This is a genomic window from Hymenobacter cyanobacteriorum (assembly GCF_022631375.1).
Classification (GTDB): Bacteria; Bacteroidota; Bacteroidia; order Cytophagales; family Hymenobacteraceae; genus Hymenobacter; species Hymenobacter cyanobacteriorum.
This window is the reverse complement of record NZ_JALBGC010000001.1, coordinates 1,024,689-1,051,018: the sequence shown is the minus strand read 5'-3', so window position 1 is coordinate 1,051,018 and position 26,330 is coordinate 1,024,689. Positions and strand designations below refer to the sequence as shown.

20 protein-coding genes are annotated in these 26,330 nt (G+C 63.9%); 12 read left to right on the top strand and 8 right to left on the bottom strand.

The window, feature by feature from the left end; all coding sequences use genetic code 11:
• Positions 1–97: 97 nt before the first annotated feature.
• Complete coding sequence (locus tag MON38_RS04485; RefSeq protein ID WP_241934932.1) at positions 98–7,498, bottom strand: IPT/TIG domain-containing protein; 7,401 nt, start codon at positions 7,496–7,498, stop codon at positions 98–100.
• A 230-nt stretch (positions 7,499–7,728) separates the two neighbouring features.
• On the opposite strand from MON38_RS04485, the gene MON38_RS04480 reads away from it, so the two are divergent.
• Both MON38_RS04480 and MON38_RS04475 read left to right on the top strand, forming a co-directional pair.
• Positions 7,729–8,310: a sigma-70 family RNA polymerase sigma factor gene (locus MON38_RS04480; RefSeq protein WP_241934931.1), complete on the top strand. Its 582-nt coding sequence runs from the start codon at positions 7,729–7,731 to the stop codon at positions 8,308–8,310.
• A gap of 9 nt (positions 8,311–8,319) precedes the next feature.
• The gene (locus MON38_RS04475) at positions 8,320–8,574 is read left to right on the top strand and encodes an anti-sigma factor family protein (protein WP_241934930.1); all 255 of its coding nucleotides are present in this window, start codon (positions 8,320–8,322) and stop codon (positions 8,572–8,574) included.
• A 178-nt stretch (positions 8,575–8,752) separates the two neighbouring features.
• On the opposite strand, the gene MON38_RS04470 is transcribed toward MON38_RS04475, so the two are convergent.
• The 3 genes from MON38_RS04470 to MON38_RS04460 form a co-directional block, all read right to left on the bottom strand.
• Positions 8,753–9,079, bottom strand: coding sequence for a 2Fe-2S iron-sulfur cluster-binding protein (locus tag MON38_RS04470; RefSeq protein WP_241934929.1), 327 nt, complete (start codon positions 9,077–9,079; stop codon positions 8,753–8,755).
• A gap of 92 nt (positions 9,080–9,171) precedes the next feature.
• Complete coding sequence (locus MON38_RS04465; protein ID WP_241934928.1) at positions 9,172–10,188, bottom strand: NAD(P)/FAD-dependent oxidoreductase; 1,017 nt, start codon at positions 10,186–10,188, stop codon at positions 9,172–9,174.
• Positions 10,189–10,346: 158 nt separating this feature from the next.
• The gene (locus MON38_RS04460; RefSeq protein ID WP_241934927.1) at positions 10,347–10,748 is read right to left on the bottom strand and encodes a hypothetical protein; all 402 of its coding nucleotides are present in this window, start codon (positions 10,746–10,748) and stop codon (positions 10,347–10,349) included.
• Between the two features lie 304 nt (positions 10,749–11,052).
• Between MON38_RS04460 and MON38_RS04455 the strand changes: the two genes are divergently transcribed.
• The 7 genes from MON38_RS04455 (at position 11,053) to MON38_RS04425 (ending at position 21,569) form a co-directional block, all read left to right on the top strand.
• Positions 11,053–12,324 carry a hypothetical protein gene (locus MON38_RS04455; protein WP_241934926.1) on the top strand — a complete coding sequence of 424 codons (1,272 nt, stop codon included), beginning with the start codon at positions 11,053–11,055 and terminating at the stop codon, positions 12,322–12,324.
• A gap of 91 nt (positions 12,325–12,415) precedes the next feature.
• On the top strand, positions 12,416–12,826 hold the full coding sequence (locus MON38_RS04450) for a hypothetical protein (RefSeq protein WP_241934925.1): 411 nt from the start codon (positions 12,416–12,418) through the stop codon (positions 12,824–12,826).
• Positions 12,827–12,933: 107 nt separating this feature from the next.
• Entirely contained in the window at positions 12,934–14,412 is a 1,479-nt protein-coding gene (locus MON38_RS04445) for a hypothetical protein (protein WP_241934924.1), read from the top strand.
• A 154-nt stretch (positions 14,413–14,566) separates the two neighbouring features.
• Positions 14,567–17,974 carry an acetate and sugar kinases/Hsc70/actin family protein gene (locus tag MON38_RS04440; RefSeq protein WP_241934923.1) on the top strand — a complete coding sequence of 1,136 codons (3,408 nt, stop codon included), beginning with the start codon at positions 14,567–14,569 and terminating at the stop codon, positions 17,972–17,974.
• Positions 17,975–18,332: 358 nt separating this feature from the next.
• Positions 18,333–19,127, top strand: coding sequence for a hypothetical protein (locus tag MON38_RS04435; RefSeq protein ID WP_241934922.1), 795 nt, complete (start codon positions 18,333–18,335; stop codon positions 19,125–19,127).
• A gap of 136 nt (positions 19,128–19,263) precedes the next feature.
• A complete protein-coding gene (locus tag MON38_RS04430) occupies positions 19,264–20,757 on the top strand; it encodes a hypothetical protein (protein WP_241934921.1) in 1,494 nt (497 codons plus the stop codon).
• A gap of 152 nt (positions 20,758–20,909) precedes the next feature.
• Positions 20,910–21,569 carry a hypothetical protein gene (locus MON38_RS04425; protein WP_241934920.1) on the top strand — a complete coding sequence of 220 codons (660 nt, stop codon included), beginning with the start codon at positions 20,910–20,912 and terminating at the stop codon, positions 21,567–21,569.
• Positions 21,570–21,598: 29 nt separating this feature from the next.
• On the opposite strand, the gene MON38_RS04420 is transcribed toward MON38_RS04425, so the two are convergent.
• The 4 genes from MON38_RS04420 to MON38_RS04405 all read right to left on the bottom strand — a co-directional run bounded on the left by MON38_RS04420 (position 21,599) and on the right by MON38_RS04405 (position 24,980).
• Positions 21,599–21,895, bottom strand: coding sequence for a hypothetical protein (locus MON38_RS04420; RefSeq protein WP_241934919.1), 297 nt, complete (start codon positions 21,893–21,895; stop codon positions 21,599–21,601).
• A 79-nt stretch (positions 21,896–21,974) separates the two neighbouring features.
• Positions 21,975–22,967, bottom strand: coding sequence for an L-glyceraldehyde 3-phosphate reductase (mgrA, locus tag MON38_RS04415; RefSeq protein WP_241935098.1), 993 nt, complete (start codon positions 22,965–22,967; stop codon positions 21,975–21,977).
• Between the two features lie 219 nt (positions 22,968–23,186).
• Complete coding sequence (gene fbaA, locus MON38_RS04410) at positions 23,187–24,272, bottom strand: class II fructose-bisphosphate aldolase (protein WP_241934918.1); 1,086 nt, start codon at positions 24,270–24,272, stop codon at positions 23,187–23,189.
• Positions 24,273–24,578: 306 nt separating this feature from the next.
• On the bottom strand, positions 24,579–24,980 hold the full coding sequence (locus tag MON38_RS04405) for a hypothetical protein (protein ID WP_241934917.1): 402 nt from the start codon (positions 24,978–24,980) through the stop codon (positions 24,579–24,581).
• A 394-nt stretch (positions 24,981–25,374) separates the two neighbouring features.
• On the opposite strand from MON38_RS04405, the gene MON38_RS04400 reads away from it, so the two are divergent.
• Genes MON38_RS04400 through MON38_RS04395 form a run of 3 tightly spaced genes read left to right on the top strand, consistent with a single transcriptional unit; the run spans position 25,375 to position 26,231 of the window.
• Complete coding sequence (locus MON38_RS04400; RefSeq protein WP_241934916.1) at positions 25,375–25,749, top strand: hypothetical protein; 375 nt, start codon at positions 25,375–25,377, stop codon at positions 25,747–25,749.
• A 51-nt stretch (positions 25,750–25,800) separates the two neighbouring features.
• Positions 25,801–25,932 carry a hypothetical protein gene (locus tag MON38_RS22615; protein WP_277881351.1) on the top strand — a complete coding sequence of 44 codons (132 nt, stop codon included), beginning with the start codon at positions 25,801–25,803 and terminating at the stop codon, positions 25,930–25,932.
• Between the two features lie 56 nt (positions 25,933–25,988).
• Positions 25,989–26,231, top strand: a complete 243-nt coding sequence (locus tag MON38_RS04395) for a hypothetical protein (protein WP_241934915.1) — start codon at positions 25,989–25,991, stop codon at positions 26,229–26,231.
• Positions 26,232–26,330: the final 99 nt, after the last annotated feature.

Here is a 26,330-nt window from a genome sequence, read left to right as displayed (position 1 = left end):
TCGCTATTATCCTCTTGATGTTTAAAATCCCTCGCCAATTGCTGACGAGGGATTTTTTCTTGGCCAAAAGCTGCTAATTATTCGGCCGCCACGGCGGCTACTCCACCAGCACGCGCTGCGTGACGGCGGGCTCGCCGGCCACCTGCACCGTGAGCAGGTAGGTGCCGGTGGCCAGGCCATCGGTGGGCAGGTCGGTGGTGCCGGGGCGCAGGGCCTGGGTGCGCACCGGCTGGCCCAGAATGGTGCGCAGCGTGGCCGTGGCGGCCGGGGCCGCGGTGGCCAGCGCGATGTGCAGCCGGCCGGCGGTACTGGCCACCGGGTTGGGCCACACGCTGAAGGCCGAGGCCGGGGCCGGGCCGGTGGTGGCCGTAGCGGTGCCGCCCAGCAGCAGCTCGAAGCGGCCCGGCAGCGCGCCGGCCTGGGCGGCCGTGAAGGCGTAGGTGGGCGTGCGGCGCAGGTCGGTGCGGGTGCCGGTGCTCAGGTCGAGCAGGGCTAGCGGCAGGGCGGGGGCGAAGTTGGCCAGCTCGGCGGCGCTGAGCTGGTAGGGGCCGGCGGCGGGCAGCTCCAGCTCCAGCGGGATGCGCGCCCCGGCCGTGAGCAGCGCGGGCGGCAGGCCGTTGATGGCCAGCGCCTCGTTGGTGGGCGGGCCGGGCAGGCGGCTGGCTACACTTAGCTGGTTGGAGTTGGGCAGCTTGGGCGCATCGAAGGCCGCATCGGTGCCGCTGGCGGTGGCGGCGGGGTCGAAGTACACCAGCGTTTCGTCGAGCAGGCCGGCCGGGCCGGTGGTGGGTTTCAGCGTCAGGCGCAGGCGGGGGCGCGAGTCGGGGCCGGCCGCCACGCGCTGGAAGGGCGGGTTCTGGTAAGTTGTGACGCGGAACAAATCCTGGAAAGTGAAGCCGCCCGGCACCGCCTGCGTGGCCCGGATGAAGAAGCCCTGCATAGCAGGAAGCACGCCCGTGAAGCCGCCCGTGCCCAAGCCGCCCACGTAGCTGCGGTAAAAGCCGCCGTACTGGCTGGTGGGCTCGAACACGTAAATGGCCGCGCCCAGGCCGGTGGGCAGCGCGCCGGGCGTGCCCTCCACCACGGCCCAGTCGAGCGGGGCGGGGTAGGGGTTGCCCAGCAGCTGCCAGCCCGCGTTGGCCGTGGCCCCGCGCGTGAGCGGCCCGGTGTTCAGCGGCCCGGTATTGAGCAGGCCGGTGAGGTCGACGGTGGCGTCGGGGCCAATGTTCACGGTGTAGCCGGCCGTGGGCAGCAGCGCATCGGCAGAAGTGCTGGGCGAGTGCCAGCCCGTAGTAAAGGCCGGGAAAGCCGCCGAAACGCGGTTTTCCTGGTAGTCGAACACGTTGGGGAACTGGGCCGCGGGCAGCGCGGGCGTGGGCAGGGCGTTGTAGGCCGGGTTCAGCAGCGGCGCGAAAAGGCCGGTTACTTCGAGGTCGGCGATGGGGGTGCTGGCCACCGGCGCACTGTAGTGGCGGTAGCCGGGGCCGGCGTAGGGCTGGGCGGCATCGGGGGTGATGAAGCGCTCCATGGTGGCGCGGCCGGGGCCGGTGTGCAACACGCGGCCGTTGCCCTGGTTCACCACCAGGGCCGTGCCGCTGGCGTTGGAAAGCAGCTTCAGGTTGCTGCTGCCCAGGTTCAGGTTGCCGGCTTGCAGGGTGAGCACCTGGGTAATGGCCAGGTTCTGGGTCAGGGTCACGCCGGCGGCGTTGTTCACCGTGAGGTTGCGCACGGTGGTGGGCAGGCCGGGTCCGGTCAGCTGGGCCACGGTGCCGTCGTACACGTAGCTGGCCCCGGGGCTGAAAGTGCGCGTCCCGTTCACCTGAATGCTGCCCGAGGCCCCGCTGGCGCTGATGCCGCCGGGGCTGCAGATGCGCAAGGTGGCGCCGGCCGCCAGCGCGAAGCTGCCCGCGCCGGTCAGCAGCTGGCAGCCATCGTCGAACACGCCGCCCGGCTGCACCGTGAAGGCCCCGGCCACGCTCACCGCGCCGCCCAGCGTGCCCACGCCCGTGCCCGTGATGTCGATGTTGTTGTAGGCCCCGGGCGGAATCGTCTGCGGCGAGCTCACCGTGAGGCTGGGCAGCGTGGGCGTGAGCACCGTGAAGCTGGTGGTGCTGCTGCCCGTGCCGCCGGCCGTGGTCACGGTAATGGGGCCGGTGGTGGCCCCGGCCGGCACCGTGGCCGTGAGCTCGGTGCCCGACACGAACGTGAACGGGGCCGAAACGCCGTTGAACGCCACGGCCGTGGTGCCCGCAAAGTCGGTGCCCGTCAGGGTCACCAGCGTGCCCACCGGCCCGCCCATCGGCGAGAAGTTGACAATAAACGGCAGCGGCGGAATCACGGTAAAAATCAAGCCGTTGCTGCTGCCGGTCACCGTCACCACCACCGGCCCGTAAGTCGCCCCAACAGGCACCACGGTGGTAATCTGGGTGGATGAGTTCAGCGTAAACGGCGCGCTCACGCCATTAAACGTCACCGACCCCACGCCCGTGAAGTTGGTGCCCGTAATCACCACCGTGGTGCCAATGGTGCCGCTGCTGGGGCTGAGCGTGGTGAGCGTAGAAGTCGGAATGGCCACCGTGAAGGCAATGGCGTTGCTCAGGCCGCCGGGCGTGGCCACCGTTACGGGGCCGCTGGTGGCGCCGATGGGCACCAGGGCCGTAATCTGGGTGCTGGAGTTCACCGTGAACGTGGCTCCGGTGCCGTTGAAATTCACCGCCGTGGCCCCCGTCAGGTTGGTGCCCGTGAGCACCACGGTGGTGCCCACCGGCGAGCTATTGGGCGAAATGCTGGTGAGCGTGGGCGCGGCCGGCACCACCGTGAACAGGATGCCGTTGCTGGGCCCGCCGGGCGTGGTTACCACCACGCTGCCGGTGGTGGCGCCGCCCGGCACGCTGGTGGTTATCTGGGTGGCCGAGTTCACGGTGAAGGCCGCGCTCACGCCGTTAAACGTCACACCCGTGGCGCCCGTCAGGTTGGTGCCGGTGATGATGATGCTGGTGCCCACCGGCCCGCTGGTCGGGCTCAGGGCCGTGATGGTAGAAGCCGGGATGGTGACGGTGAACGGGAGGCCGTTGCTGGGGCCGCCGGGCGTGGTCACCGTCACCGGGCCGGAGCTTGCGCCGGCCGGTACGGTAGCCGTTATCGTGCCCGCATTCACCACCGTAAACGTGGCCGCCGTGCCATTAAAGCTCACCGCCGTGGCTCCCGCCAGGCCCGTGCCCGTGCTGGTGACGCTGGTGCCCACCGGCCCGGTATTCGGGCTCAGGCTGCTGAGCACCGGCACCGGGGCCGTTACCGAGAAGGTGATGCCGTTGCTGGTGCCGCCGGGCGTGGTCACGGTTACCAGGCCGGTCGTGGCGCCGGCCGGTACGGTGGCCGTTAGCTGGGTGGCCGAATTCACCACAAACGAGGCGCTGCTGCCATTGAAGCTCACGCTGGTGGCGCCCGTCAGGTTGGTGCCGGTGAGGGTGACGCTCGTGCCGGTGGGGCCGCTGCTCGGGCTCAGGTTGGTAAGCGTCGGGGCCGGCGGCAGCACCGTGAAGAGTAGGCCGTTGCTGGTGCCGCCGGGCGTGGTCACGGTCACGTTGCCCGTCGTGGCGCCGGCCGGCACGGTGGCCGTTAGCTGGGTGCCCGAGTTCACCGTGAACGTGGCCGCCGTACCATTGAAGCTCACGGCCGTGGCCCCCGCCAAGTTAGTCCCGGTTATCACCACCGAAGTGCCTACCGTGCCGCTGGTTGGGCTCAAGCTGCTGAGCGACGGAGCCGGTGCGGCCACCGTGAACGTTAGGCCGTTGCTGGTGCCGCCGGGCGTGGTTACGGTCACGTTGCCCGTCGTCGCGCCGGCCGGTACGGTGGCTGTTAGCTGGGTAGCGGAATTGATGGTAAACGTGGCCGCCGTGCCGTTGAAGCTCACGGCCGTGGCCCCCGCCAGGTTAGTCCCGGCAATAGTTACCGAAGTTCCCACCGGCCCGTTGTTGGGGCTCAGGCTGGTGAGGGCCGGCGCGGGCGGGATGACCGTGAAGGCAACCCCGTTGCTGGTGCCGCCGGGCGTGGTTACCACCACGCTGCCGCTGGTGGCGCCGGCCGGCACGGTGGCCGTAATCTGGGTATTGGAATTGACGGTGAACGTGGCCGCCGCACCATTAAAGCTCACGGCCGTCGCGCTGGTGAAATTGGTGCCCGTTATTACCACCGAAGTACCCACCGTGCCGCTGGTCGGGCTCAGGCTGGTAATGGTAGAGGCCGGCACGGTGACGGTGAACGCCAGCCCATTGCTGGTGCCGCCGGGCGTGGTTACGGTCACGTTGCCGCTGCTCGCGCCAGCCGGCACGGTGGCCGTAATTTGGGTGCCCGAGTTGATGGTGAACGTGGCGGCGGTGCCGTTGAAGCTCACAGCCGTGGCGCCCGTCAGGTTCGTGCCCGTGATGGTCACGCTCGTACCCACCGTGCCGCTGGTCGGGCTCAGGCTGCTGATGGCCGGCGCGGGCGGCACCACCGTGAACCCAACCGCATTGCTGGTGCCGCCGGGTGTGGTCACGGTTACGTTGCCGGTGGTGGCTCCGGCCGGTACGGTAGCCGTTATCTGGGTGGCCGAGTTCACCGTGAACGTGGCCGCCGTGCCGTTGAAGCTCACGGCCGTGGCCCCCGTAAAATTGGTGCCGGTTATCACCACCGAGGTGCCCACGGTGCCGCTGGTCGGGCTCAGGCTGCTGATAACCGGGGCCGGAATGGTCACGGTGAAGGCGAGGCCGTTGCTGGCCCCGGCCGGCGTGGTCACTACCACGTTGCCGCTGCTCGCGCCCGCCGGCACAGTGGCCGTAATCTGGGTGGCCGAGTTCACCGTGAACGTGGCCGCAACGCCGTTAAACGTCACGCTCGTGGCTCCCGTCAGGTTGGTGCCGATGATGGCCACCGGGGTGCCCGCCGGCCCGCTGGTCGGGCTCAGGCTGCTGAGGGTGGGCAGCGGGGCCGTCACGGTGAAGGCGAGGCCGTTGCTGGTGCCGCCGGGCGTGGTCACCACCACGTTGCCGCTGCTCGCGCCCGGTGGCACGCTGGTCGTAATCTGCGTGGCCGAGTTCACCGTGAACGTAGCTGTAATGCCGTTGAAGGTCACGCTCGTCGCGCCCGTCAGGTTGGTGCCGGTAATCACCACAGTAGTGCCCACGGTGCCATTGTTCGGGCTCAAACTGCTGAGCACGGGCGCGGACACGGTTACGCTGAATGTCAGGGCGTTGCTGGTGCCGCCGGGCGTGGTTACGGTCACGTTGCCCGTCGTCGCGCCGGCCGGCACGGTGGCCGTTAGCTGGGTGCCCGAGTTCACCGTGAACGTCGCGGCGACGCCGTTGAAGCTCACGGCCGTAGCGCCCGTCAGATTGGTGCCGGTGATGGTGATGCTGGTGCCCACCGGGCCGCTGGCCGGGTTCAGGGTGCTGAGGGTGGGGCCGGCCACCGCGCCCGAAATGGTGAAGTTGGCGTTCGAAATATCGAAGAAGTAGTTGTCGGCCGCTTCCACCATAATGCGGGCCTGTGTGGTGGCCAGGCTGGGCACCGTCACGGTTTCCGAGCCGTCGTTGGGGGTGTTGGTGGCCAGCACGGTGGGGTAGGTGAGGCCGCCGTCGGTGCTCAGCCGGATGTTCACGATGGCCGAGCTCACCGGCGCGGCCGTGGTGTTGGCCACGTTCCAGGTCACGGTTTGCGTCGAGCCGGCGGCCCAGCTCACGGCCGTGTTCGGGGCCGTCACCACGAAAGGCCCGGCGGCGGCGCTGGCGCTCAGGGCCAGCACGGGGCTGCTGTTGATGCCGCCCACCACGCCCTGCAGGCCGTTGTGCGCGTCGCGCACCGTCACCCGGAAATTCAGCGGGCGGGTCGTCGTCGGCAGCGTTTCGCCGATGGTGGTGGTGCCGGCCAGCAGGTCGCTCAGGCGCGGGAAATAGCGCGTGGGGCTGGCCGTGGGCAGAAACGAGCGGAAGATGGGCGGGGCCCCGTTCTGGGCCAGGTCCCACTCTTCCCAGCAAAACGTGAGCGGGTCGCCGTCGGCATCGGTGCCGCTGGCCGTCAGCTTGAAGGGCGTGCTGATGGGCAGCGTTTTGCCGCCCGCGGGCAGGCTCACGCTGGGCACGCTGTTGCCGGTGCTGCTCACGGCGCCGCACGTGGTGGTGGCCAGGTAGTTTTCGATTTCCTCGTAGCTCACCACGTGGAAGTAGGGGTCGGTGTGTGGCTGCAGGTTGTCGGCGCTGCAAATGCCCGCGTAGGCCATTATCGTGCTGCCCGAGCCCGGCTCGTAGGCGGTGCTCGGGTTGCTGTTGCCGCCGCAGCTGCCCAGGTTGCTGTTAAAGGTGTGGTTGCCGCCAAACTGGTGCCCCATCTCGTGGGCCACGTAGTCGATGTCGAAGGCGTCGCCCACGGGATTAGAGATGCCGGTTTCGCCCGAGGCCTTGTACGCGGCATTGCACACCACGCCCACGTAGGCCAGCCCCCCGCCGGCCGTGCTGAACACGTGGCCGATGTCGAAGTTAGCCGTGCCTATCACTGTGGTCAGGTTGCTCTGGTTCTGCGCCACCAGGCTGCTGGGGTTGTTGTTGGTGTAGGGGTCGGTGCTGGCGTTGGTGTAGATGAGGGTGCCGTCGTTGCGAACCAGCTGCAGGCGCACGGCCAATTCCCGCTCGTACACCCCGGTCACGCGGTTCACCGTGGTCACAATCGCGGCCTGGGCGCTGGCTACCGTGCCGCCGCGGTTGGCCGTGTATTCGGCCGTGGCCGCCACGGCCAGCCGGTAGGTGCGCAGCGTGGTGCCGGTAGCCAGCAGCGTGCGCCGCACGGGGCCGGCCGCCCCCCCGGCCCGGGCCGGCGCGCCCCGGTCGAGCCCCGGCTGCCACACGCAATTCGGGGCTGCCGCGCCGCCGGCGCTGCGGTCCACCTCAGCCTGGAAAAAGCTCAGGTAGTGCGCCACGTCGCCCGGCCGGGCCGGCTCCAGGTACACCGCGCCCAGCGCGCTCGACAAAATCTGCCCGTGGAAGCCGTAGGGCGTGATATCGAGCCGCGCCGAGGCATCGGGGTCGTCCAGGCCGCGCCCGGCGTAGGTGCGCAGCTCCGGAAACCGGGCCGCCGTCGCCTCGTCCATAATGGCCGATTCGCGCACCCCGAAGCGGGCGCTGCGGCCGTCGGGCAGGGGCAGCAGCAGCACCACTTCCGCCCCCCGCCGGGCCGGGGCCAGCGCCGCGTCCATCGCCTTCACATCCAGGTTCAGGGCGCGCGCCTGGCGCAGCTGGGCCGCTACCGGCGAGGTGCCGGCTGCTGCCCGGGCCGGGCCATCTTCCCGAAACAGGTCGATGCCGCCCCGCTGCTGCGCCCGCGCCGGCAAGGCCAGCAGGCCCGTTGCCAATGCCAGAGCCAGGCATATTCGGCGTTGCGGTAGCCAGCCAGCCAGCCACTGAAAAATGCAGGAGAAATCAGCCGGCAGCCTGCGGGCTGCCGGGGTGCGGCGGGTACGGGTATTCATAGCAGAGAATTAGAAGCGTGTAATTCAAATGTAGTAAAATGCAATTTAATATCCAAAAAATGATTATAGTATTTACAAGTTATTTAAGCTCAGCCATATCATTGCGCGGTTGGAAACGGGCCCACCGGCAGTGAAATGAGCAGAATTATTGTTTGCGGCGGGTTGGTAACTCCTCATCGGGTGGCGCGTACTATTGTGGCGCGACTCACCCCGCCCAGCCGCCGCCCCGCATGACCCCAGCAATTCCCGTCCCGGCCGAGTGGCCTGCCCGCTTCGGCGACGAGCTCTACCGCTTTGCCCTGAGCCGTGTTTCCGATGCCGCCGCCGCCGAAGAGCTGGTGCAGGAAACCTTCCTGAGCGCGCTGGCCAGCCTGGCCACCTTCCGGGCCGAAGCCTCCGAGCGCACCTGGCTGTTCGTCATCCTGCGCCGCAAAATCATCGACTACTACCGCCGTCAGGCCCGCGCCCCGCACATTGGGCTCGAGGCGTTGAGCGACGGCGACAACGCCTCCGTCGCCGACTATTTCAGCCCCGCCACCGGGCACTGGGCCGGCCCGCAGGAACCCGCCAGCTGGCTCCGGGCCGATGCCGCGCTGGAGCAGCAGGAGCTGCACGAGATTCTGCAGCGCTGCCAGGCGCGGCTTTCGCCCCAGCAGGAGGCCGTGTTCGCCATGCGCTTCGTGGAGGAATTATCGGCCGAAGAAATTTGTCAGGAGCTGGGCCTGACTTCGTCCAACTACTGGGTTATCGTGCACCGGGCCAAGCTTCAGCTGCGCCGCTGCCTCGAAAAACACGGCCTCGGCCAGAATTAACTATCTGCTATGCTACGACTTATCAACTGCCGGCACGCTACCCTGCTCCTCGAGCAGCGCCAGGACCCCACGCTGCCGCGCCGCGAGCGCGCCAGCCTGTGGCTGCACCTGCACATCTGCCGCTACTGCAAGCGCTACTCCCAACAAACCCTCCTGATTGCCGAGTGGGCGCGGGCCTCGGCCACTGCCCGCGCGCAGGCTGGCCCGGCACTATCGGAAGCCGCCAAAGAGCGGATGCGCGAGCGGCTGGTGGCGGCCGGGTAGCGGCTGGCATTGCGGGCGCAGCGGGGCTACGCCTTTTCAGCGACAAACTCTTCCAAAAACAAAAGCCCCGGCACTGCACAGTGCCGGGGCTTTTGTTTCAAGGGCAACGCTACCGTTTAAAAACTTCATGCTGTCCTTCAGGCACTGCGCTACGCTTGCAACGACAAGGCGGCGCGGCTTACGCCCCCGTGGGGGCCAGGCGTACCACCAGGCCGTCGGTGCGGGGCGTGAGGCGAATCTGGCAGCTCAGGCGCGAGCCTTCGTGCACTACGGGCAGGGTTTCGAGCATGTCGAGCTCGTCGTCGCCGGGCTCGGGCAGGGCCGGGCCGGCCAGTACTTCCACATGGCAGGTGGCGCAGAGGGCCATGCCGCCGCAAGTGGCCATGATGTCGTAGCCGCTGGCTTTGAGCAACTCCATCAGGCTCAGGCCCATGTCGGTGGGGCCAATGAGCTCCGTGCGTTGGCCGGGCGCGTCTTCGACGTAAATGCGAATGTCGTTTTCCATATTTAGGGTAGGAGGGTATGGGGGTAAGAAGGTAGGAGGGTGGAAGGACGTAAAAATCCCTGCCCTCTTACCCCCATACCCTCTTACCCTTTTTACATGCTGGGTGCCCCGTTGACGGTGGTGTACTTCAGGGTGTACTTCTTGTCGGGGAAAATGTATTTGAACGCGCCCTGGCACATCAGCGCGGCCTCGTGGAAGCCGCAGAGAATCAGCTTCAGCTTGCCGGGGTAGGTGTTGATGTCGCCGATGGCGAACACGCCGGGCAGCGAGGTGCTGTAGTCGAGCGTGTCCACTTTTACGGCGTCGTTCTCAATTTCCAGGCCCCACTCGCCGATGGGGCCGAGCTTGGGCGTGAGGCCGAACAGCGGAATGAAGCAGTCGAGCGGCACGGTTTCGGCCTGGCCGTCGTTGCCGGTGATGGTCACTTCCTTTAGCTCGCCGTTGCCGTGCAGGTGCGTTACGTTGGAGCTGAGCACGAGCTTGATTTTGCCGGCTTCGTGCAGGTTTTTTACTTTCTCGGCCGAGTCGGCCGCACCCCGGAAGGTGGTGCCGCGGTGCACGAGCGTCACATCCGACGCCACGTTGGCGAGGAAATTGGTCCAGTCGAGGGCCGAGTCGCCGCCGCCGGCAATCACGATTTTCTTGTCGCGGAAATGCTCGGGGTCGCGCACCATGTAGTGCACGCCGCGGCCGCCTTCAAACTGCTCCAGGTTTTCCACGGCCGGCTTGCGGGGCTCGAACGAGCCCAGGCCGCCGGCAATGGCCACGGCCTTGCAGTGGATTTCGGTGCCGTCGGTGGTGAAGAGCTGGAACGAGCCGTCGTCGAGCTTTTGGAACTGCTCCACCCGCTCGCCCAGCGTGAAGGTGGGGTGGAAGGGCTCAATCTGCTTCATCAGATTGTCGACCAGGTCGCCGGCCAGGATTTCGGGAAATCCCGGGATGTCGTAAATCGGCTTCTTGGGGTAAATCTCGGAGAGCTGGCCGCCGGGCTGCGGCAGGGCATCAACAACGTGGCAGCGGAGCTTGAGCAAGCCCGCTTCAAAAACTGCAAACAGACCGACCGGGCCGGCGCCGATGATGCAGATATCGGTGGAAATGGAATTGGACATAAACGCAAAAAGTGCCTTTAACCGGGCATCGGGTTTGAAGCGGCCACAACGTAGGAGGCCGTTGGCGCAAAGGTACGGGGTGGGGTCGGGGCCGCCAATCGGCGGCCCGCTTTATAACAGCCCCGCGGCCCAAAACGTTGGCCCGAAAGCCGTTGAATCTAGGCGCCGGCGGCCAGCTCGTCCAGGAATTTATCGGCCTGCCAGAGGTCGGTAAAGCTGCGCCGGGGATATTTGGCCGGGGCTTCGGCCGAGGTTGCGGCGTGGGCCAGGGCTACGTCGGGGGCGTGCACGGTGGCAATCATGCGCAGGCCCCGGCCGTCGAGCAGCGTCTGGGCCTGCTCGAAAAGCTTGGCCAACGGGCCCGACACGTCGTCCAACTCCGTCATGTCGCTGAGAATGGTGAACCCGGGCTTCATGGCATCCAGGGCCTGCTGCCAGTCGCTGAGGTATTCGGGCAGTTCCTGGGCCTGGGCCAGTTCGGCAAAGTGCTTGTAAAAGATGCGGTTGCGGCTCGGTTCGGCGGTAATCTGGTATTCGGGGCGAAAAGCAATGAGGCGCATGAGCGACGCGGAAAAAATAGGGAACGAACAAACCGGCAACAACCTGACCAACTGCCAATACCGGCGCAGCAGGTCGGAAAAAACCACTACGCAAAGCAGCAAATTTTGGCCGGCCGCAAAAGTACACGTACCACCAGCCAATTGCGCGCGTTTAGCGGCGGCGGTTTTCGGCCGGCTGGCATTTCGTTGCGTAATGCCTATACTTCGCCCCAAAACCTTGCCCAGCGCTTACTATATGCCGATATCTGATTACGGGCCCCGGCCCGCGTTGCGTCTTGTTCGTGGTTTCCGGCTCGCCGGGCTTTTGCTTGGCACCGTTTCGCTGCTAACGGCCTGCGGCTCGGAGCCCACCGAAACCACCGCCACCAAGCCCGCCAAAGGCCCCAAGGCCACCGCCGACGCACCAGTCGCCCCCGAAGCTGCGCCGCTGCACGTGAGTGTTTTTCTGGAATACTCGGGCGGCATGAAAGGCTTTGTGCCGCGCGGCGGGGCCGACAAGCCGGCCACGGAATTCCAGCAGCGCATTGGTGCGCTTATCACCGAAACGCAGGTGAGCGGGGCCGTGGCCGAACGCAAATATTACCTCTGCGAGAACGCCGCGCCGCGCCCCGTGAAATTTGAGCAGTTGCGCGATGTGGTGCAGGGCGAAGTGAGCCAGGCCGCCCTTGGCACCGAGCTGCCGCAGATGCTGGAAGGCATTCTCAACCGGCCCAAGGCCGGGGAGGAGGTGAGCGTGGTGATTTCGGACTTCATCTATGGCCCGGCCCGCAAGTCGGACTTCTCCCAGCTGCCGAACCTGATTCGCACATCCATCGCACCCGTGAACCGGCAGCAGCTGGCCGTGGCGGTATTCGGCGAAACCTCGCATTTCTACGGCAGCTACTTCCCGGCCGTGAAAACGCCGGTGCAAAAGCGCACGCTCAACGGCGAGAAGGTGCCTTATTATGTGTGGGTGATTGGACCGCCCGCCCAGGTGGCGCGCTACGCGGCAGAGGTATTTCGGAACGCGCCGGCGCAGCAAGCCTTTTTCGGGTTGAAAACCAGCACGCCGGCCTTCGCCCCGCTGCTCACCAAGCTCACCGACCCGAAATTAAAGTCGAGCGGCGGCACCGTGTACGCCGACAATGACAAAAGCTTGGCCCTGAACCCGTCCGACGACCCGGTGGACTTTTCGGTGGGGCTTGATTTGAAGGAATTGCCCATTGCCTGGCAGCAGCCGGCATTTTTGGCCCAACATCTGCAAGTGCGCCTGCCCAACGGCCAGGCCAACCTGCTGCCCGGCTCGGTGCGCCCGCTCACCGAAGTGGAGCAAAGCGGCCAGCCCGTGCTGGCGCCTTACACCCACGTGGTACGCCTGCGCGTGAGCAAGCTGGCGGCCCCCACCGCCACGCTCACCCTGGCCCTGCCCGCCCCGGAAACGCCGGACTGGGTAGCCGCCTGGAGCACCGCCAACGACAACACGCCCGCCCCGCGCACCTTCGGCCTCGACCAGATTCTGACCGGCGTCCGCCAATCGTACCCAACCACCTTGCCGGCCGTATTCACGGTTCAGCTTCCGCTCAAAAACGACAAATAGAGACATGAGACGGCGAGAAGTGAGATAGGAGACAATCGTCGTTTTTATCTCGCCTCTCAGGTCTCACTTCTCACATCTCTAACCTTTTCCTATGCAAACCTTCTTCACCAGCCTGTATTCGGCTCTGATTTCCATCTTCCAAAGCCAGCGCCCGGCCGATTACGGCCTGTACAAAACCGACCTGTTTTCGCTCGTGGGCTGGAGCACGTTGGGCGTGAGTCTGTTGCTAGTGCTGGCCTTTTATTACGTATTCAACTCGGCTTTGCGCACGGGCATGTTCCGCACGCCGCACTGGGCCCTCACACTAGCGCTGGCCGCTGGCTTGGGCGTGTTTCTGGCCAACAGCCTCGGCAAAGGCCACGGCGCGGAAGTGAGCAGCTACCTGGGTTACTTCATGGTGGTGAACATGCTGGTGGCAGTGCTGTGGTTCCTGATTTTCTCGGTGCTGCTGAAGCGCTGGAGCACGTATGCGCGCACCACGCCGTTTGTGGGGCCGTTTTAATTGAAGTTTTAAGAGTTGAATGTTGAGGGTTGAGTTGAACAGGCAAGTTGCCTGGCATACTCCCCAACATTCCAACTCAGCACTCAACCTTCAAAACTCAACATTTCATGAAGCTATTCATCTTTGCCGTGGGCGGCACCGGGGCCCGCGTGCTGCGCTCCCTCACCATGCTGCTGGCCTCGGGCGTCCGCATTCCGAACTGCGACCAGGTGGTGCCCGTCCTCATCGACCCCGACACCCAGAACGGCGACGTGACGCGCACCGTGGCGCTGCTCAAGCGCTACGCCCGCATCCATGAGGCCCTGTACGGCGACGGCCAGAAGGAAAAAACCGGCTTCTTCAGCCAGCCCATGAACACGCTGGCCCACCTGAACACCAGCGGCGGCGGCGAGGAGCTGCGCGACTCGTTCGTGTACGACTTCGGCGGCATCAGCCAGCCCTTCCGCGATTACCTGAAATACAACGACCTCTCGGTGGAGACGCAGGGCCTGGTCGATTTGTTATTTACGCAGGATAGCCTCGCGGCCAACCTCGACGTGGGCTTCCGCGGCTCGCCCAACGTAGGTTCGGTGGTGCTCAATGCGGTGGTGCAGTCAAAGGAAATGCGCTACCTCGCCCAAAGTTTGCAGGATGGCGACCGGGCATTTTTCATCAGCTCCATTTTTGGTGGCACCGGCGCGGCCGGCTTCCCGCTGCTGGTGAAAAACCTGCGCGACGCCAACTCGCCGCTGGCCCACCCCGAAATCCGCCGCCGCCTCAAAGCCGGCGCGCTGGTGATGCTGCCTTACTTCAAGCTGCAGGACCCTTCGGCCGATGAGAAGGCCGGCGGCCAGGATTTCATCGACTCCAACACCTTCATTACGAAGACGAAAACCGCCCTTTCGTACTACGCCGACAACCTGCAAGGGCTGGAGGCCATGTACTACCTCGGCGACCAGCCCGGCCAGCCGCTGGCCAACCACCCCGGCCGCGCCGAGCAGCGCAACCATGCCCACCTGCTCGAAATGCTGGGCGCGCTCTCCATTCAGCATTTCATGGAAGTGCCCGATAACCAGCTCGACGGCAACCAGCCGCTCTACCACGAGTATGGCCTGAAAGCCGACAGCACCGACATCGACTTCGGCCAGCTGCCCACCGAGATGCGCCAGGAAGTGGCCCGCCCGCTCATCCAGCTGCACTACTTCGCCCGCTACTTCCTCAAGCACACCCCCGAAGATGCCAAAGCGCCCTACTACGAGGCCGGCGACCTCTCGGCCCAGCTGCGCAACAACCGCGCCCTGCGCGAGCTGACCGACTTTTTCGGCGAATACAACGAGTGGCTGCGCGAACTGGGCGTGAACCAGCGCCGCTACACCGCCATCCGCGCCGACGAGATGGATTTCAACAAAATGGTGTCGGATAAAACGGTCGAAACCGGCATTTTCAGCAAAGGCATTACCCCGGGTTTCTTCCGCGACGAGCTGACCAAAGCCGTGGGCAAAGACACCCTGAAAAACCCAACGGAGAATGAAGCGTTGCGCTGGGTGGTGAAGGCGTTTGAGGAGGCGACAGAGGAGATTCTGGACAAGAAGCTGCAGTATTCCTGATGAACGGGTGAATGGCTAGACTGCTGAATAGTTGAATTGGTTGAAGAATCCGGTCAACTCTTTTGGCTTGGATGTAATGCCTTAGCTATTGATTATTCAGCGGAACGTCAATTCAACAATTCGCCCATCCAGCAATTCAACAATAATAAATTAGATGGCTAAAATCCTGCGTTTGCACGATACCGGCTCCAGCACCCACGAGGGCTGGGGACCGACTGGTAAAATCGGCCCCCACGAAGTGGAGCGCCTGCTCGACCCGCAGGGCGGCCGCGCCGCTAAGGTGGCGGTTTCGATTCCCTCGCCCTTTGCCCGCATGCACTTGGTAGAGACGGCCTTGCGCTTCGTGACGCAGGGTGGTGCGGCTCAGGACTCCGTTTACCACCAACTGGTGAGCCACTTCTGGGATGTGTGGGAAATGGTGTTCAACTTCCACCAGCGCAAGCTGGCCAGCCAGCGCCTGCAAATCCGGGCCTGGCGCAAGGACGAGGAACTGGCCAAGCTGCGCGCCAATCCCGCCACCCGGCCGCTGGCCGATGTGCTGAGCCTCTACCTCGACGGCCGCTTCGCGAAGCTGACCGAGATGCACCTCATCTACTTCCCCGGCGCGAATGGGGTGCCGCAGCTCATCGGCGGCACTTCGCCGCTCACGCTGTTTTTCCCGGCCCCGAATGTGAAGCCGCTGCCGGTGCAGCGCCCGCAGGGAGGGGGCTACTATTTTGATAACCAGTACGTGCCGCTGGCCAACCGCGAAGCCGCTTTCCGCGACTACGTGTACCAGGAGTTCGTGGGTGACCCCGCCCTGACTTCGATGGCCCCGCTGGTGCGCGACACCCTGGACCGCGGCCAACTGCAGCGCTGGGCCATGGACGGCACCGCCAGTCTCAGCAATTTTCCCATCCTCACCGACGCCTCGAATAACCAGATTGACGTGGCCGGCGTGCTGCTGCGCGTGCGGCCCGACGAGGGCACCGTGCGCGGCTCCGACCTGTTCATCCGGCCCACGCGGGCGGGGGTGGCCGGGCCGCTGCCCATTGTGCTACGCCCGGGCCTGAAGGCCATCGGCAAGAAGTATTACAACGAAACGCTGTTTGCCGACAGCGGCGCCATCGTGCCCCTGACCGATGCCCGGCCGCTGAAGGAGCGCACGCTGCCCGGCCCGGAGCTGCCGTATCCGTACCTCACGGTGAACGACCTGCTGGAGGAAACCTTGCTGGCGGTGCCGTACGAGGTGGATGAGGCGAAGTTCTTCGTTGGCAACCTGAAAATTGCGCCCGGTTTCCGGCCCAGCAGCTGGCCGCTGCTGCCCATCAAGCCGGCGTATTTCGACTACTTCACGCAGCAGGATTTGGCCGAGCACCTTTCGCTGGAGCTGGAATCGGCCTGCATACGGGTGCGGCTGCGCATTCCGGTGAGCGGCGGCGACTACGTTGATTATGAGCGCGCTTACTACGACAACCCGCAGGGCGATGGCGTGGGCCGCCTGCGCGTGACCAACGTGGCGCTGTCGGTGTTCCCGTTCGTGAAAGTAGCCGACGCGCCGCAGTACAACGACTTCTACAAGGTCATGCTGGTGGATGCCAACAACATCGACCCGAGCATGGTGACCAAGAAAGTCGACCTGAAATTCTGGGCCAACGGCCACCAACTCAGCGATACCGGCACCGACCAAAGCGCCACCCGCTACGAGCGCACCCCCAAAACCAGCCAGGACGAAGGCAGCACCTACTACGAGGTGCGTGGCACCCATTTCGACTACCTCGAAGTGCTGAACCCGGCCCCGGCCGAGGGCCGTGCGCTCATCATCCCGCGCTGGGCCGAAGTGCGCCAGGGCACCAAGGAGTACCGTTTTGCCATCGACTTTGGCACCACGAACACCCACGTAGCCATGCAGGACAGCCCCGGCCAGGAGCCCAAGCCGTTCAGTTTCGGCGTGGCCGACTCGCCCGTGGTCCTGCTCAAAAAGAGCACCGCTGAGCCTGACCGCAGCGTATACGAGCGCCTGTACCGCGGCATCGACGACGACCCGGCCAACTTCGTACAAATCAAGCGCTGGCAGCAGTACCAGGAGCGCGAATTTGTGCCGCCGATTATCGGGGCCGATAGCTCGCCCTACGCCTTCCCGGCCCGCACCGCGACGTACGAGGCGGCCAACTATGCCACCCAGGAGCTGAGTGTGTTGGGCAACATCAACGTGGCCTTTGGCATCATAACCGAAGAGCAGCGCCGGCCGAACTACCACACCAATCTGAAGTGGGATAATTCGCTGAACATCGCCAACACCAACCGCGTACGGGCGTTTTTCAAGGAAATTCTGCTGCTGTGCCGCGCTAAGGTGGCGCTGAACGGCGGCAACCTTGCGGCCACGCAAATCACCTGGTTTGCCCCGCTGAGCTTCTCAACTTACCAGCGCAACCTTTACCAGCGCGAGTGGGACACGCTGTTCCACGACGTGTTCAAAACGACCAACTCCATGCCCTGCATGGTCGAGTCGACGGCACCGTACTACTACCTCACCCGCCGCAACATCGTGACGCTGGGACCGGGCGAAAACGCGGCCTTTATCGACATCGGTGGCGGCACCACCGACGTGCTGCTCTACGCCGACCGCAAGCCGGTGCTGAGCACTTCGTTCCGCTTCGCCGGCAATGACCTATGGGGCGATGGCGGCGCCGAAGTGCGCGGCTCGAAGGACAACGGCCTCGTGCGTTTCGGCGTGGCCGGGGTGCAAAGCGCGGTGCTTTCGCCCGCCGCCCGCCGGGCCCGCGAATACGTGCTGGTGGCTGAAAGCACCGATAATTTCGGCTCCGAGGACGTGGCCAGCTTCCTGTTCAACTACGACCAGTTGCTGGGTTTCAGCGAGCGGCTGCTGCGGGCCGAGCACCTGCGGGTGCTGTTTTACCTGCACTTCGGCGCGCTGATTTACCACGTGGCGCAGGTGACGGTGGCCAACGGCCAGCAACTGCCCCGCTACCTGTGCTTCACGGGGCGCGGCAGTCTCTATGTGCGTTTGCTGGCCGCCGGGACTAACCTGCAGCCGGTAGAGAAGCTGGCCCGCCTCATTATGGAAAAAGCCACCGGGCAGGCCGTGCCGGCCGATTTCCGCATCAAGCTGGCCGACGACCCCAAGCAAACCACCGCTAACGGCGGCGTGCTCGCCACCGGCCAGATTCCGCAAGACCCGCCCATGGTGCGCCCCGTGGGCGTGCTGCCCGACCCCGAGAACCCGCTGGCCGACAAAGGCGAGCACCACCTCGAAGCCGCCGCCGTGACCGACGAAATCAAGCAGGCCGTGCTGAGCAACGCCCGCGCCTGCCTCAAGCTGCTGCTCGAAGACCCCGAGCTGAAGCGCGTGCAGGCCGACCTGGGCGTGAAAAACGACCCCGGCCTGGTGATGAACACGCTGGAGCGCAGCCTCGGCGACTCGTTCAACCTCTACCGCCAGCAGTACGCTGACGTGCTGCGCGACGGTGATACCGTGCCCGAAACCCTGTTCTTCCTGCCGTTCAAAAACGCCCTGTATGAGCTATCCAAGGTGCTTCATGACGCGCAGCCGCTCAACTAGCCGCGTCGGCTCAGTGAGCCTGCTCCAGCCGGCCGGCTGCCCGCGCAAGGGCAGCCGGCCGTTGCTGCTATGTGCACTGTTGCTCGCGTTGCTGGTGCTTAGTGCCAGTCCGGCGGTGTGGGCGCAGGGTGCAGTAGAAAATGCTGCGCCTCGCACGGCTACTGACTCGACACTAACATCGAAAACCGCGACTCCTCCGCCGGCTACCAACTGGAGCACGGCATGGGCGGTGCTGGGCGGAGTCGTTATTGGCGCATTGGGCGCGTGGCTATTGGCACGGCGCATGGCGAAGCCGGAAGGTACGGCGCAACTTCCGACCAGGGGTGAGCCGGAAGTTCCAGCCAATCCTGCGCCGAAAGTGCCGGCTCAAAATGTGTGGAAATCGTCTGAAAACCAGGTTGCCAAATCGGCTGGTGCCGGCCCGTCTGCTGGTTCGGTCGCATCCGCTGCTCCTGCGGCGCTAGACCCGTCAACCGGTACGCCTACCGATGCCCCCGTCAAAAACGTGACGGCCCAGTCGCTGCGCGAAGTGCAGGGCGTGCCGAAACCCGCCAGCAAATCAGCGGCCGGCAACAAGAAAAACAAGCCGAATTTTAATTCCCGCAGTCCTGCGGCCAAGCCATCCGAGGTGTGGCCGCAGATTCCCCAACGCGCCCCCGCTATGAACCCGAACACGCCCACTGTGCCACCTGCCGCCGACCAACCGCTGGAAACCGGACAAACCCTGGAATGGGTTGCGCCAACCTCTACGCCGCCCGCCATTCAGGAGCTGATTGAGGCCAGTGCACCCGCGGCTGCCGATGCAGTAGCAGCTTCGCCTACTCCCAGCAACGGCCCTATGCACTACTACGCGCCGGCCCCCGACGTGCCCAGCATCGAGCACCGCAAGCTCAGCCCCAATCCGTTGCCGCAGATGCCGGTGCTCATTACGCTGCCGCACGCCGACGCTACTACGGCCCAGTTTTCGTTCAGCCCGCAGGCCGACCAGTCGCGCATTATCGGCAACGGGGTGCGCGAACTGAAGGAGTTTTTCCAGTTTGAGCTGCCGCCCACCGAGCAGTTCACCACCATCAAAAACCTGAAGCCCGGCAAGCTGGAAAAGCGCGATGAGGCCTGGCACGTGGTGCAGAAAGCCGAAATCGCACTGAGCTAGCTGTAGAGACGCATATTTGCGTCTCATCGTTGAACGTCCCCGTTGAACAAGCCCTTTGCCCGATGTCGACTGGCCTGTTCCGGTTGTTCAACGACGAGACGCAAATAAGCGTCTCTACAGTTCGTAGCCCCATTTTATGCTCTTAATTGAAATTCTCCTCATTCTGGCGCTTGTAGCCTGGCAGGCGCTGGTGTTTCTGCGCAACCGCCAGCTGGTGGCGCGGGTGCAGGCCATGTACCCGCTGGCGGGCGCGGTGGCGGTGCAGCCCATTGCCTACACCGCTGCCGAGCCGGACAAGAACTTCGCCATCCAATACGATGCGCTGATTACCCGCGACACCTCGCCGGAGTTCAGCCAAATCATCACCGATACCAACGAATACCTGCTGAACAACCGCGGCGCAGCGGCCGATTTTGGCATCCTGAAAGATATTTCGGAGCGCCACGCCGAGGCGCTGGATGAGGAAATTCAGGCCCAGATTGCCACGCCGTTGTATTTGGGCTTGTTGGGTACGTTCACGGGGGCCATTATCGGGCTGGTGTCGCTGGTCGGCAACCCGTTTGCCGACGTGACGGCGAACCCGAACACCGACACCTCGTTCAGCAACGGCGACGTGCAGCACTTCCTCGGCGGCGTGCTCATTGCCATGATTGGCAGCCTGTTTGGTCTGGCCTTCACGCTGGCCGGCAACCAGCTGCTGAAGCAGGCCCGTGCTGCCCGCGACCGCAACAAAAACGCCTACTACACCTTCCTGCAAAAGGCGCTGCTGCCCAAGCTGAACTCCGATATGCAGGCCGGCATGAGTAACCTGAAATCGGTACTCGATACGTTTAATGCCGAGTTTTTCAGCCAGATTCAGAACGACTTTTTCAGCAAAATCCACGAGTTCACGCCGCTCATCGCCAGCATCACCGAGAACGTGAGCGTGCAGAAGCGTTTCCTGGAGCAGTTGGAGAAAATCGGCTACTCGGAGCTGGCCAATGCCACCATCAAGGTGTTCGATAGGGTGGACGAAAGCGCTCAGACCTTCGAGAAATTCCTCGGCTACCAGCAGGCCCTGAACACGACCGTGGTGCACAGTAACGAAGCTGCCCAAACCATTGGCGCGCTGCTCAACCGCCTCACCGCGCTGGAGCAGGGCCTGGCCAGCGTGCCGCAATACCTGCAGCAGCACGACGATGCCCTGCGCCAGCAGGTGGCATTTTTCAGCCAGCACGGCAAGCTGCTGGTCGACCTGGGAGCGCAAATCCGCCAGGGCGTGAGCGAGGGCGTGCACCGCATGGATGCCGAACTCGACGGCCGCCTGCAGGAGTTGCAGAAGGAAGCCAGCGCCGCCCACGAGCAGTGGCAGCAGCATTTCCGCCGCCTCAATCAGGACAACATCTATCAGAAAATCACCGAGTACCTCAATCCCTTCACCCAACTCCCGGCCCAGCAGAAGGACCTCAACGTGCTGCAGGAGCGCCAGGCCAACCTGGCCGCGCAAGCCATGCAGCGCATGGAGGCCCGGCTGCTGGCCGATACCCAACTGCAGCAGCAACTCTTGCAGCAGGTGGACCGCACCAATAAGGTGCTGGAGGAAATCACCAAGCCGAATTGGTTTCAGCGGAATATCTTGGGGAAAAAGTAGCATGAAGAAACCGTAAAAGGGAAGGGTCATGCTGAGCGCAGTCGAAGCATCTCTACCGCAGTAGTAAATGAATTGGGTTGTGCAGTAGAGATGCTTCGGCTGCGCTCAGCATGACCGTTCAAAACTTGGTTTACACCATCAGAACCCACATTATGAAAGAGAGCAAGGACTTCTTCTGGCCCAGCTACGTGGACCTTATGACGGCCTTGTTCCTGACCATGCTCGTGCTGTTCGTACTCAGCTACAAGCTGTTCAAAGACAAGCAGCGCGACAACGACAAGCTCATTTACGACCTGAAGGTGCAGGTGCAGGAAAAGCGCAAGCTCGACGAAATCAAAGCCGCGCTCAAACGCCTCGAAAGCAATTATTTCGAGTATAACCCCACTTATAAGCGCTACGAGTTGAAATTCCCGGTCACCTTCGCGCCCAAAAGCGACGTGCTGCCCTACGAGGCCCAGGCCCCGCTGGTGAAGGCCGGCCGCTTCCTGCTGAGCCAGATGCAGGCCATCAAAAATGATGATAAGGTGCAGTACCTCATTGTGGTAGAAGGCCGCGCCGCCAAAGACCTACGCTACCCCGCCAACGACCCCCACAACCTCGACGGCCCCGCCGTGCGCCAGCTCAGCTACAGCCGCGCCCTGAGCGTTATTCGGCTCTGGGAGCAGGCCGGCCTGCGTTTTCCCGCCAACCTGGAGGTGGTGGCGGCGGGCAGTGGCTTTCGCGGGGCAGGCCGCTACACCGGCAGCCAGGAGGCGCTGAATAAGCGGTTTATTATCCAGATTCAGCCCAAGATTGGGTCGATTGGGAAGTAGGCTGCTATCTGTCTCTTGAGTAAGAGTTGTTAAATCGTGACTCCTGTTGCACATCCGTGCACCCATACGGCAGTGCATCCGCTCATCAATAGAAGCAGTAAATACCCAAATGCTTTGGTCAAAAGTCTTTTGTTAAAACCGAAAGCAATACTCCATAATCCTGCATTGCCGATAATTGCTATTGGAAGCAACAGCATGAGTGTAAGCGTCTCCACGGCGCGGAAGTGAATTCCTTCCCTGTGGTTAAAATCGAGTAAGACCCAGATAAAGAATAAAATATTTATTCCCAATACGAACAAAAACGAACGGGAGAAGATGAATGCCATTGTTAGTAGAGCACACCAAATGTATTTGTAAGCATATTAGCGGCCGCAAGCATCTGCGTGATTGTTGAAATACTTCCGTTCAAGCGCGCAAAATTTCTTCAATTGCCGCCAATTCTTCCGCACTGAACGCCAGATTCTCCAGGCATTTTAGCGAGTCATCCAGCTGCTCGGGCCGGCTGGCTCCGATGAGCACAGACGTAACCCGCTCATCCTTCAGCAGCCAGGCGAGGGCCATCTGGGCGAGGCTTTGTGAACGGGTTTGGGCGAGGTCATTGAGGCGGCGGATTTTATCCAGCCGCTCGGGCGTGAGGCTGTCTTCGGTGAGGAAGCCCACGCCTTTGGCCACGCGCGAGTCGTCGGGGATGCCGTGCAGGTACTTATCCGTTAGCAGGCCCTGGGCCAGGGGCGAGAACGGGATGCAGCCCACGCCTTCGTCGCTCAGCAGGTTGAGCAGGCCGTCTTCCACCCAGCGCTCGAACAGCGAATATTTGGGCTGATGGATGAGGCAGGGCGTGCCCAAGTCGCGTAGGATTTGGAATGCCTCGGAGGCTTCGGCGGGGCGGTAGTTGCTCAGGCCCACGTACAGGGCCTTGCCCTGGCGCACAAAGAGGTCGAGGGCAGCCATGGTTTCGGCCAGGGGCGTGTCGGGGTCGGGGCGGTGGTGGTAGAAAATGTCTACGTAATCCAGGCCCATGCGCCGCAGGCTTTGGTCGAGGCTGGAAACGAGCTGTTTTTTGGAGCCCCACTCGCCGTAGGGGCCGGGCCACATGTGGTAGCCGGCTTTGGTCGAGATGATAAGCTCGTCGCGGTGGCCGGCGAAATCCTCCCGCAAAATCCGCCCGAAATTCTCCTCGGCCGAGCCGGCTGGCGGGCCGTAGTTGTTGGCCAGGTCGAAGTGCGTGATGCCGCGGTCGAAGGCCCGGCGCAGGATGGCGCGGGAGGTGGCCAGCCGGTCCACATCGCCGAAATTGTGCCACAGGCCCAGCGAAAGGGCCGGCAGCTTCAGGCCGCTGCGGCCGCAGCGGCGGTAGGTCATTTCCTGGTAGCGGGTGGGGGCGGGCTGGTAGGGCATGAGCGGGTTGGGGGCGTCTGTCATTGCGAGTGGAGCGCAGCGGAACGCGGCAATCCGTCCTCTCCATGCGACCAGCCATTAAAATGTGATAAACCTTCCAACAATAATAAGCCCTGACACCGTTGCTGGCGTCAGGGCTTATCACATTGTCAGGGTGGTCGCTGAGAACAGGCTGGATTGCTTCGCTACGCTCGCAATGCCAGCCCCGCGCCCTGACGCCTAGTACCGGCGGTTCACGCAGTTCAGGTCCTCAAAGGCCTGCTTAAGGCGTGCCACGAAGGTTTCTTCGCCTTTGCGCAGCCATACGCGCGGGTCGTAGTACTTCTTGTTGGGCGAGTCGGCGCCGCTGGGGTTGCCAATCTGGCCCTGCAGGAAGCCTTCGTTCTTCACGTAGTAGTCCTTGATGCCTTCCCAGAACGCCCACTGCAAATCAGTGTCGATGTTCATTTTGATGGCGCCGTAGCTGATGGCCTCGCGGATTTCCTCCTGCGAAGAGCCCGAGCCGCCGTGGAACACGAAGTCGATGGGCAGGGCCTCCTGGATGTTGTGCTTCTGGCGCAGAAACTCCTGCGAGTTGTGCAGAATCTTGGGCTGCAGCTTCACGTTGCCGGGCTTGTATACGCCGTGCACGTTGCCGAACGCTGCCGCGATGGTGAAGCGCGGGCTGATGGCGCTCAGCTGCTCGTAGGCGTAGGCCACTTCCTCGGGCTGGGTGTAAAGCTTGCTGGAGTCCACGTCGGAGTTGTCGACGCCGTCTTCCTCGCCGCCGGTCACGCCGAGCTCAATCTCCAGCGTCATGCCGATTTTGGCCATGCGCTCGAGGTAGCGCTTGCAGATTTCGATGTTCTCCTCAATCGGCTCTTCCGACAAGTCGAGCATGTGCGAGCTGTAGAGGGGCTGGCCGTGCGTCTGGTAATACTTTTCACCGGCATCGAGCAGGCCGTCAATCCAGGGCAGGAGCTTTTTGGCGGCGTGGTCGGTGTGCAGCACCACGGGCACGTCGTAGAGGGCCGCCATCTGGTGCACGTGGTGGGCGCCCGAAATGCCGCCCGCAATGCTGGCCTGCTGCTTGTCGTTGGGCACCGACTTGCCAGCGAAAAACTGCGCGCCGCCGTTCGAGAACTGCACCATCACGGGCGAGTTCAGGGCCTTGGCGGCTTCGAGCACGCCGTTCACGGTGTTGGTGCCGGTCACGTTCACGGCGGGCAGGGCGTAGCCGTTGGCCTTAGCATTTTTGAAAAGCGCCTGCACTTCGTCGCCGTGCAGCACGCCGGCGCGCAGGCCGGAAAGGGTTTGGTCAGCCATAAAAAGGGGTTGTGCGGCTAGGCCGCGGTGGGAGGGAATGGCAAAAGCAAGCGTGCGAACCCGGGCCGGGCCGCGCGTGCAAAGTACGGGCCGCCCCGCCGAACCTGAAAGCCCCGCGCTCAGCCAAGCCAGCGGCCCGGGATGCGCAACGCCGCGCCGCTGGCAGGTGGCCAAAAAAACAGAGGCTGGCCGTTGCAGCGGCCAGCCTCTCAGCACCAATTCACACGCACACTTTTACTTGATTTTCAACAGGCAATATAAGCCGGGTTATCGGGGCGGCAATGCCGGCCCGCAAAAAATACGGGCTCAGGCAGCATCTTCCAGCGTCAGGGTCATCACGCGGCTCAGGCTGTGCGCGCCCAGGGCCGAAGTGGCCTGCAAATGATAGGGATAATCGCCGTGGGGCAGGCACAAGCCGCGCAGGTTGAGCTGGATGCGGTGCTCGCCACTGCCGAGGCCCTTGCGCACCACGGCGGCCATTTTGCGGCCCAGCGAATCGAAGATTTCGAGGCGCACATCGGCCGGGTGCAGCAGGGTAAAGGGAACGTAGGTTTCGCCGTCGTGCGGGTTGGGAGCATTCTGGCCCAGAATCAGGGGCGCGACTTCACGGTCGAAGTACCGGGCCGACGGAAGGCTGGCCAGGCGCGGAAATGGCACGAGGCTGGGTTCCGGCGTGGGCAGGCCGGCCTGAGAAGAATTGAAATCCATGCAGAAGCGAGTAAGCGTGCGCGATAAGCGGCCGGCAAATGGTGGGAAGAAGCTATTTCGATATAAATAAAATGAAGTATTTAACCCTGCGGAACCAGAAATCGACAAAAGGTGCACCCGGCTCGGCCAATGCCAATCTGGGCGGCGCCAATGGTTTTGGGGGCTTGCGTGGTGCCTGGCCGGGCGCGCTTTCGCGGGCGCGCCAGCGGCCGGCTGCCAGAAGGCGGCAGGCGGAGCCGACTTGGTGGCATAGGGTGGGCCGGTTGGTCGGTGCCGACGCGGCCATTGGGCGATTGCGCACGGCTTTGGCCGGCCTGGTGCGCACCTTCGAACCGGCAACCCTACCGCACCGGGGCAGGCGCCGCAAACCATTCCCTTTTTCCTGTATCTCCTCATGGCTTCAACCTTTGCCCGCTCGTTTTGCGCCCTGGTAGTCGTGGCCGCCGGGCTGTCCGCCCATCCGGTTGCCGCCCAGATGCGCGATGCTGAAACGCCCACGCCCCGCACCTGGCCCGTGGTGCTGGCCCAGCCGCTCACCGATTCCGGCGCAGCGCTGCTACAGGAAGTATCGGCAGCCGTGGAGCTGCTGCCCGAGCAGATTACCGCCACCCGCCGCGTGCAGACCGATGCCGCCGAAGCCACGGCCCCGGCCATTGCCCGCCGCGAAATCGCCGTGGCGCTCACGGCCGCGCAACTGGGCCGGCTGCGGCAGTGGCAGGCGGCGCATCCGCAGCAAGCCGCGCAGCTGGGCTTGCCCGCGCAATTCTGAGCCTGGCCGCGGCTGCTCATTCCGTTTCCTCTCACCTCTTTTCCTCCATTTATGTCCCGCCTCGAAGACGAAACCCAGGACCTGTTGCGTTCGGTGCTCAAAGCCGATGAATATGCCCGCCTGCAAGCCCAGCAAACCGCTCAGAAACGCGCCTACCGCCAGGGCCGCCGGCCCAAGAAATAGCCCCGTCCGGGGTCGGCCAGCTTGTTACCTATCCACTTATCATTAACCCCGCTATTATGAAACGCCGCGTGTATAAAACCCTGCGCCGCATTCTGCGCCGCCATCTTATTGCTTCGACGCAGCTTATTCCGCGCCGGCGGCTGAGCGCAGTGTACGCCAGCGGCATCGAGCGGGCCGAGCTGTATTGCGACGTGGAACGCACGTTTCGGGTGCAGCTGGATGATGCGGAGCTGCAACGGGTGGAGACGTTTGGGGCGCTGGCGGCCTACGTGGTGCGCTGCCTGCCAGCGGCGGCGTAAGGACGAAGAGTGAGCAAACAGAACGTCATGCAGAGCGCAGCGAAGCATCTTTACCGCGCAATGCAATCAGAAAAAAAGGTTTACTGGTGGCGGGCAAGA

Excerpts from the sequence above, each read along its gene's own strand:
- MON38_RS04485 (WP_241934932.1), bottom strand. The coding sequence starts at position 7,498 with ATGAATACCCGTACCCGCCGCACCCCGGCAGCCCGCAGGCTGCCGGCT.
- MON38_RS04480 (WP_241934931.1), top strand. The coding sequence starts at position 7,729 with ATGACCCCAGCAATTCCCGTCCCGGCCGAGTGGCCTGCCCGCTTCGGC.
- MON38_RS04475 (WP_241934930.1), top strand. The coding sequence starts at position 8,320 with ATGCTACGACTTATCAACTGCCGGCACGCTACCCTGCTCCTCGAGCAG.
- MON38_RS04470 (WP_241934929.1), bottom strand. The coding sequence starts at position 9,079 with ATGGAAAACGACATTCGCATTTACGTCGAAGACGCGCCCGGCCAACGC.
- MON38_RS04465 (WP_241934928.1), bottom strand. The coding sequence starts at position 10,188 with ATGTCCAATTCCATTTCCACCGATATCTGCATCATCGGCGCCGGCCCG.
- MON38_RS04460 (WP_241934927.1), bottom strand. The coding sequence starts at position 10,748 with ATGCGCCTCATTGCTTTTCGCCCCGAATACCAGATTACCGCCGAACCG.
- MON38_RS04450 (WP_241934925.1), top strand. The coding sequence starts at position 12,416 with ATGCAAACCTTCTTCACCAGCCTGTATTCGGCTCTGATTTCCATCTTC.
- MON38_RS04445 (WP_241934924.1), top strand. The coding sequence starts at position 12,934 with ATGAAGCTATTCATCTTTGCCGTGGGCGGCACCGGGGCCCGCGTGCTG.
- MON38_RS04440 (WP_241934923.1), top strand. The coding sequence starts at position 14,567 with ATGGCTAAAATCCTGCGTTTGCACGATACCGGCTCCAGCACCCACGAG.
- MON38_RS04430 (WP_241934921.1), top strand. The coding sequence starts at position 19,264 with ATGCTCTTAATTGAAATTCTCCTCATTCTGGCGCTTGTAGCCTGGCAG.
- MON38_RS04425 (WP_241934920.1), top strand. The coding sequence starts at position 20,910 with ATGAAAGAGAGCAAGGACTTCTTCTGGCCCAGCTACGTGGACCTTATG.
- MON38_RS04420 (WP_241934919.1), bottom strand. The coding sequence starts at position 21,895 with ATGGCATTCATCTTCTCCCGTTCGTTTTTGTTCGTATTGGGAATAAAT.
- mgrA (WP_241935098.1), bottom strand. The coding sequence starts at position 22,967 with ATGCCCTACCAGCCCGCCCCCACCCGCTACCAGGAAATGACCTACCGC.
- fbaA (WP_241934918.1), bottom strand. The coding sequence starts at position 24,272 with ATGGCTGACCAAACCCTTTCCGGCCTGCGCGCCGGCGTGCTGCACGGC.
- MON38_RS04405 (WP_241934917.1), bottom strand. The coding sequence starts at position 24,980 with ATGGATTTCAATTCTTCTCAGGCCGGCCTGCCCACGCCGGAACCCAGC.
- MON38_RS04400 (WP_241934916.1), top strand. The coding sequence starts at position 25,375 with ATGGCTTCAACCTTTGCCCGCTCGTTTTGCGCCCTGGTAGTCGTGGCC.
- MON38_RS22615 (WP_277881351.1), top strand. The coding sequence starts at position 25,801 with ATGTCCCGCCTCGAAGACGAAACCCAGGACCTGTTGCGTTCGGTGCTC.
- MON38_RS04395 (WP_241934915.1), top strand. The coding sequence starts at position 25,989 with ATGAAACGCCGCGTGTATAAAACCCTGCGCCGCATTCTGCGCCGCCAT.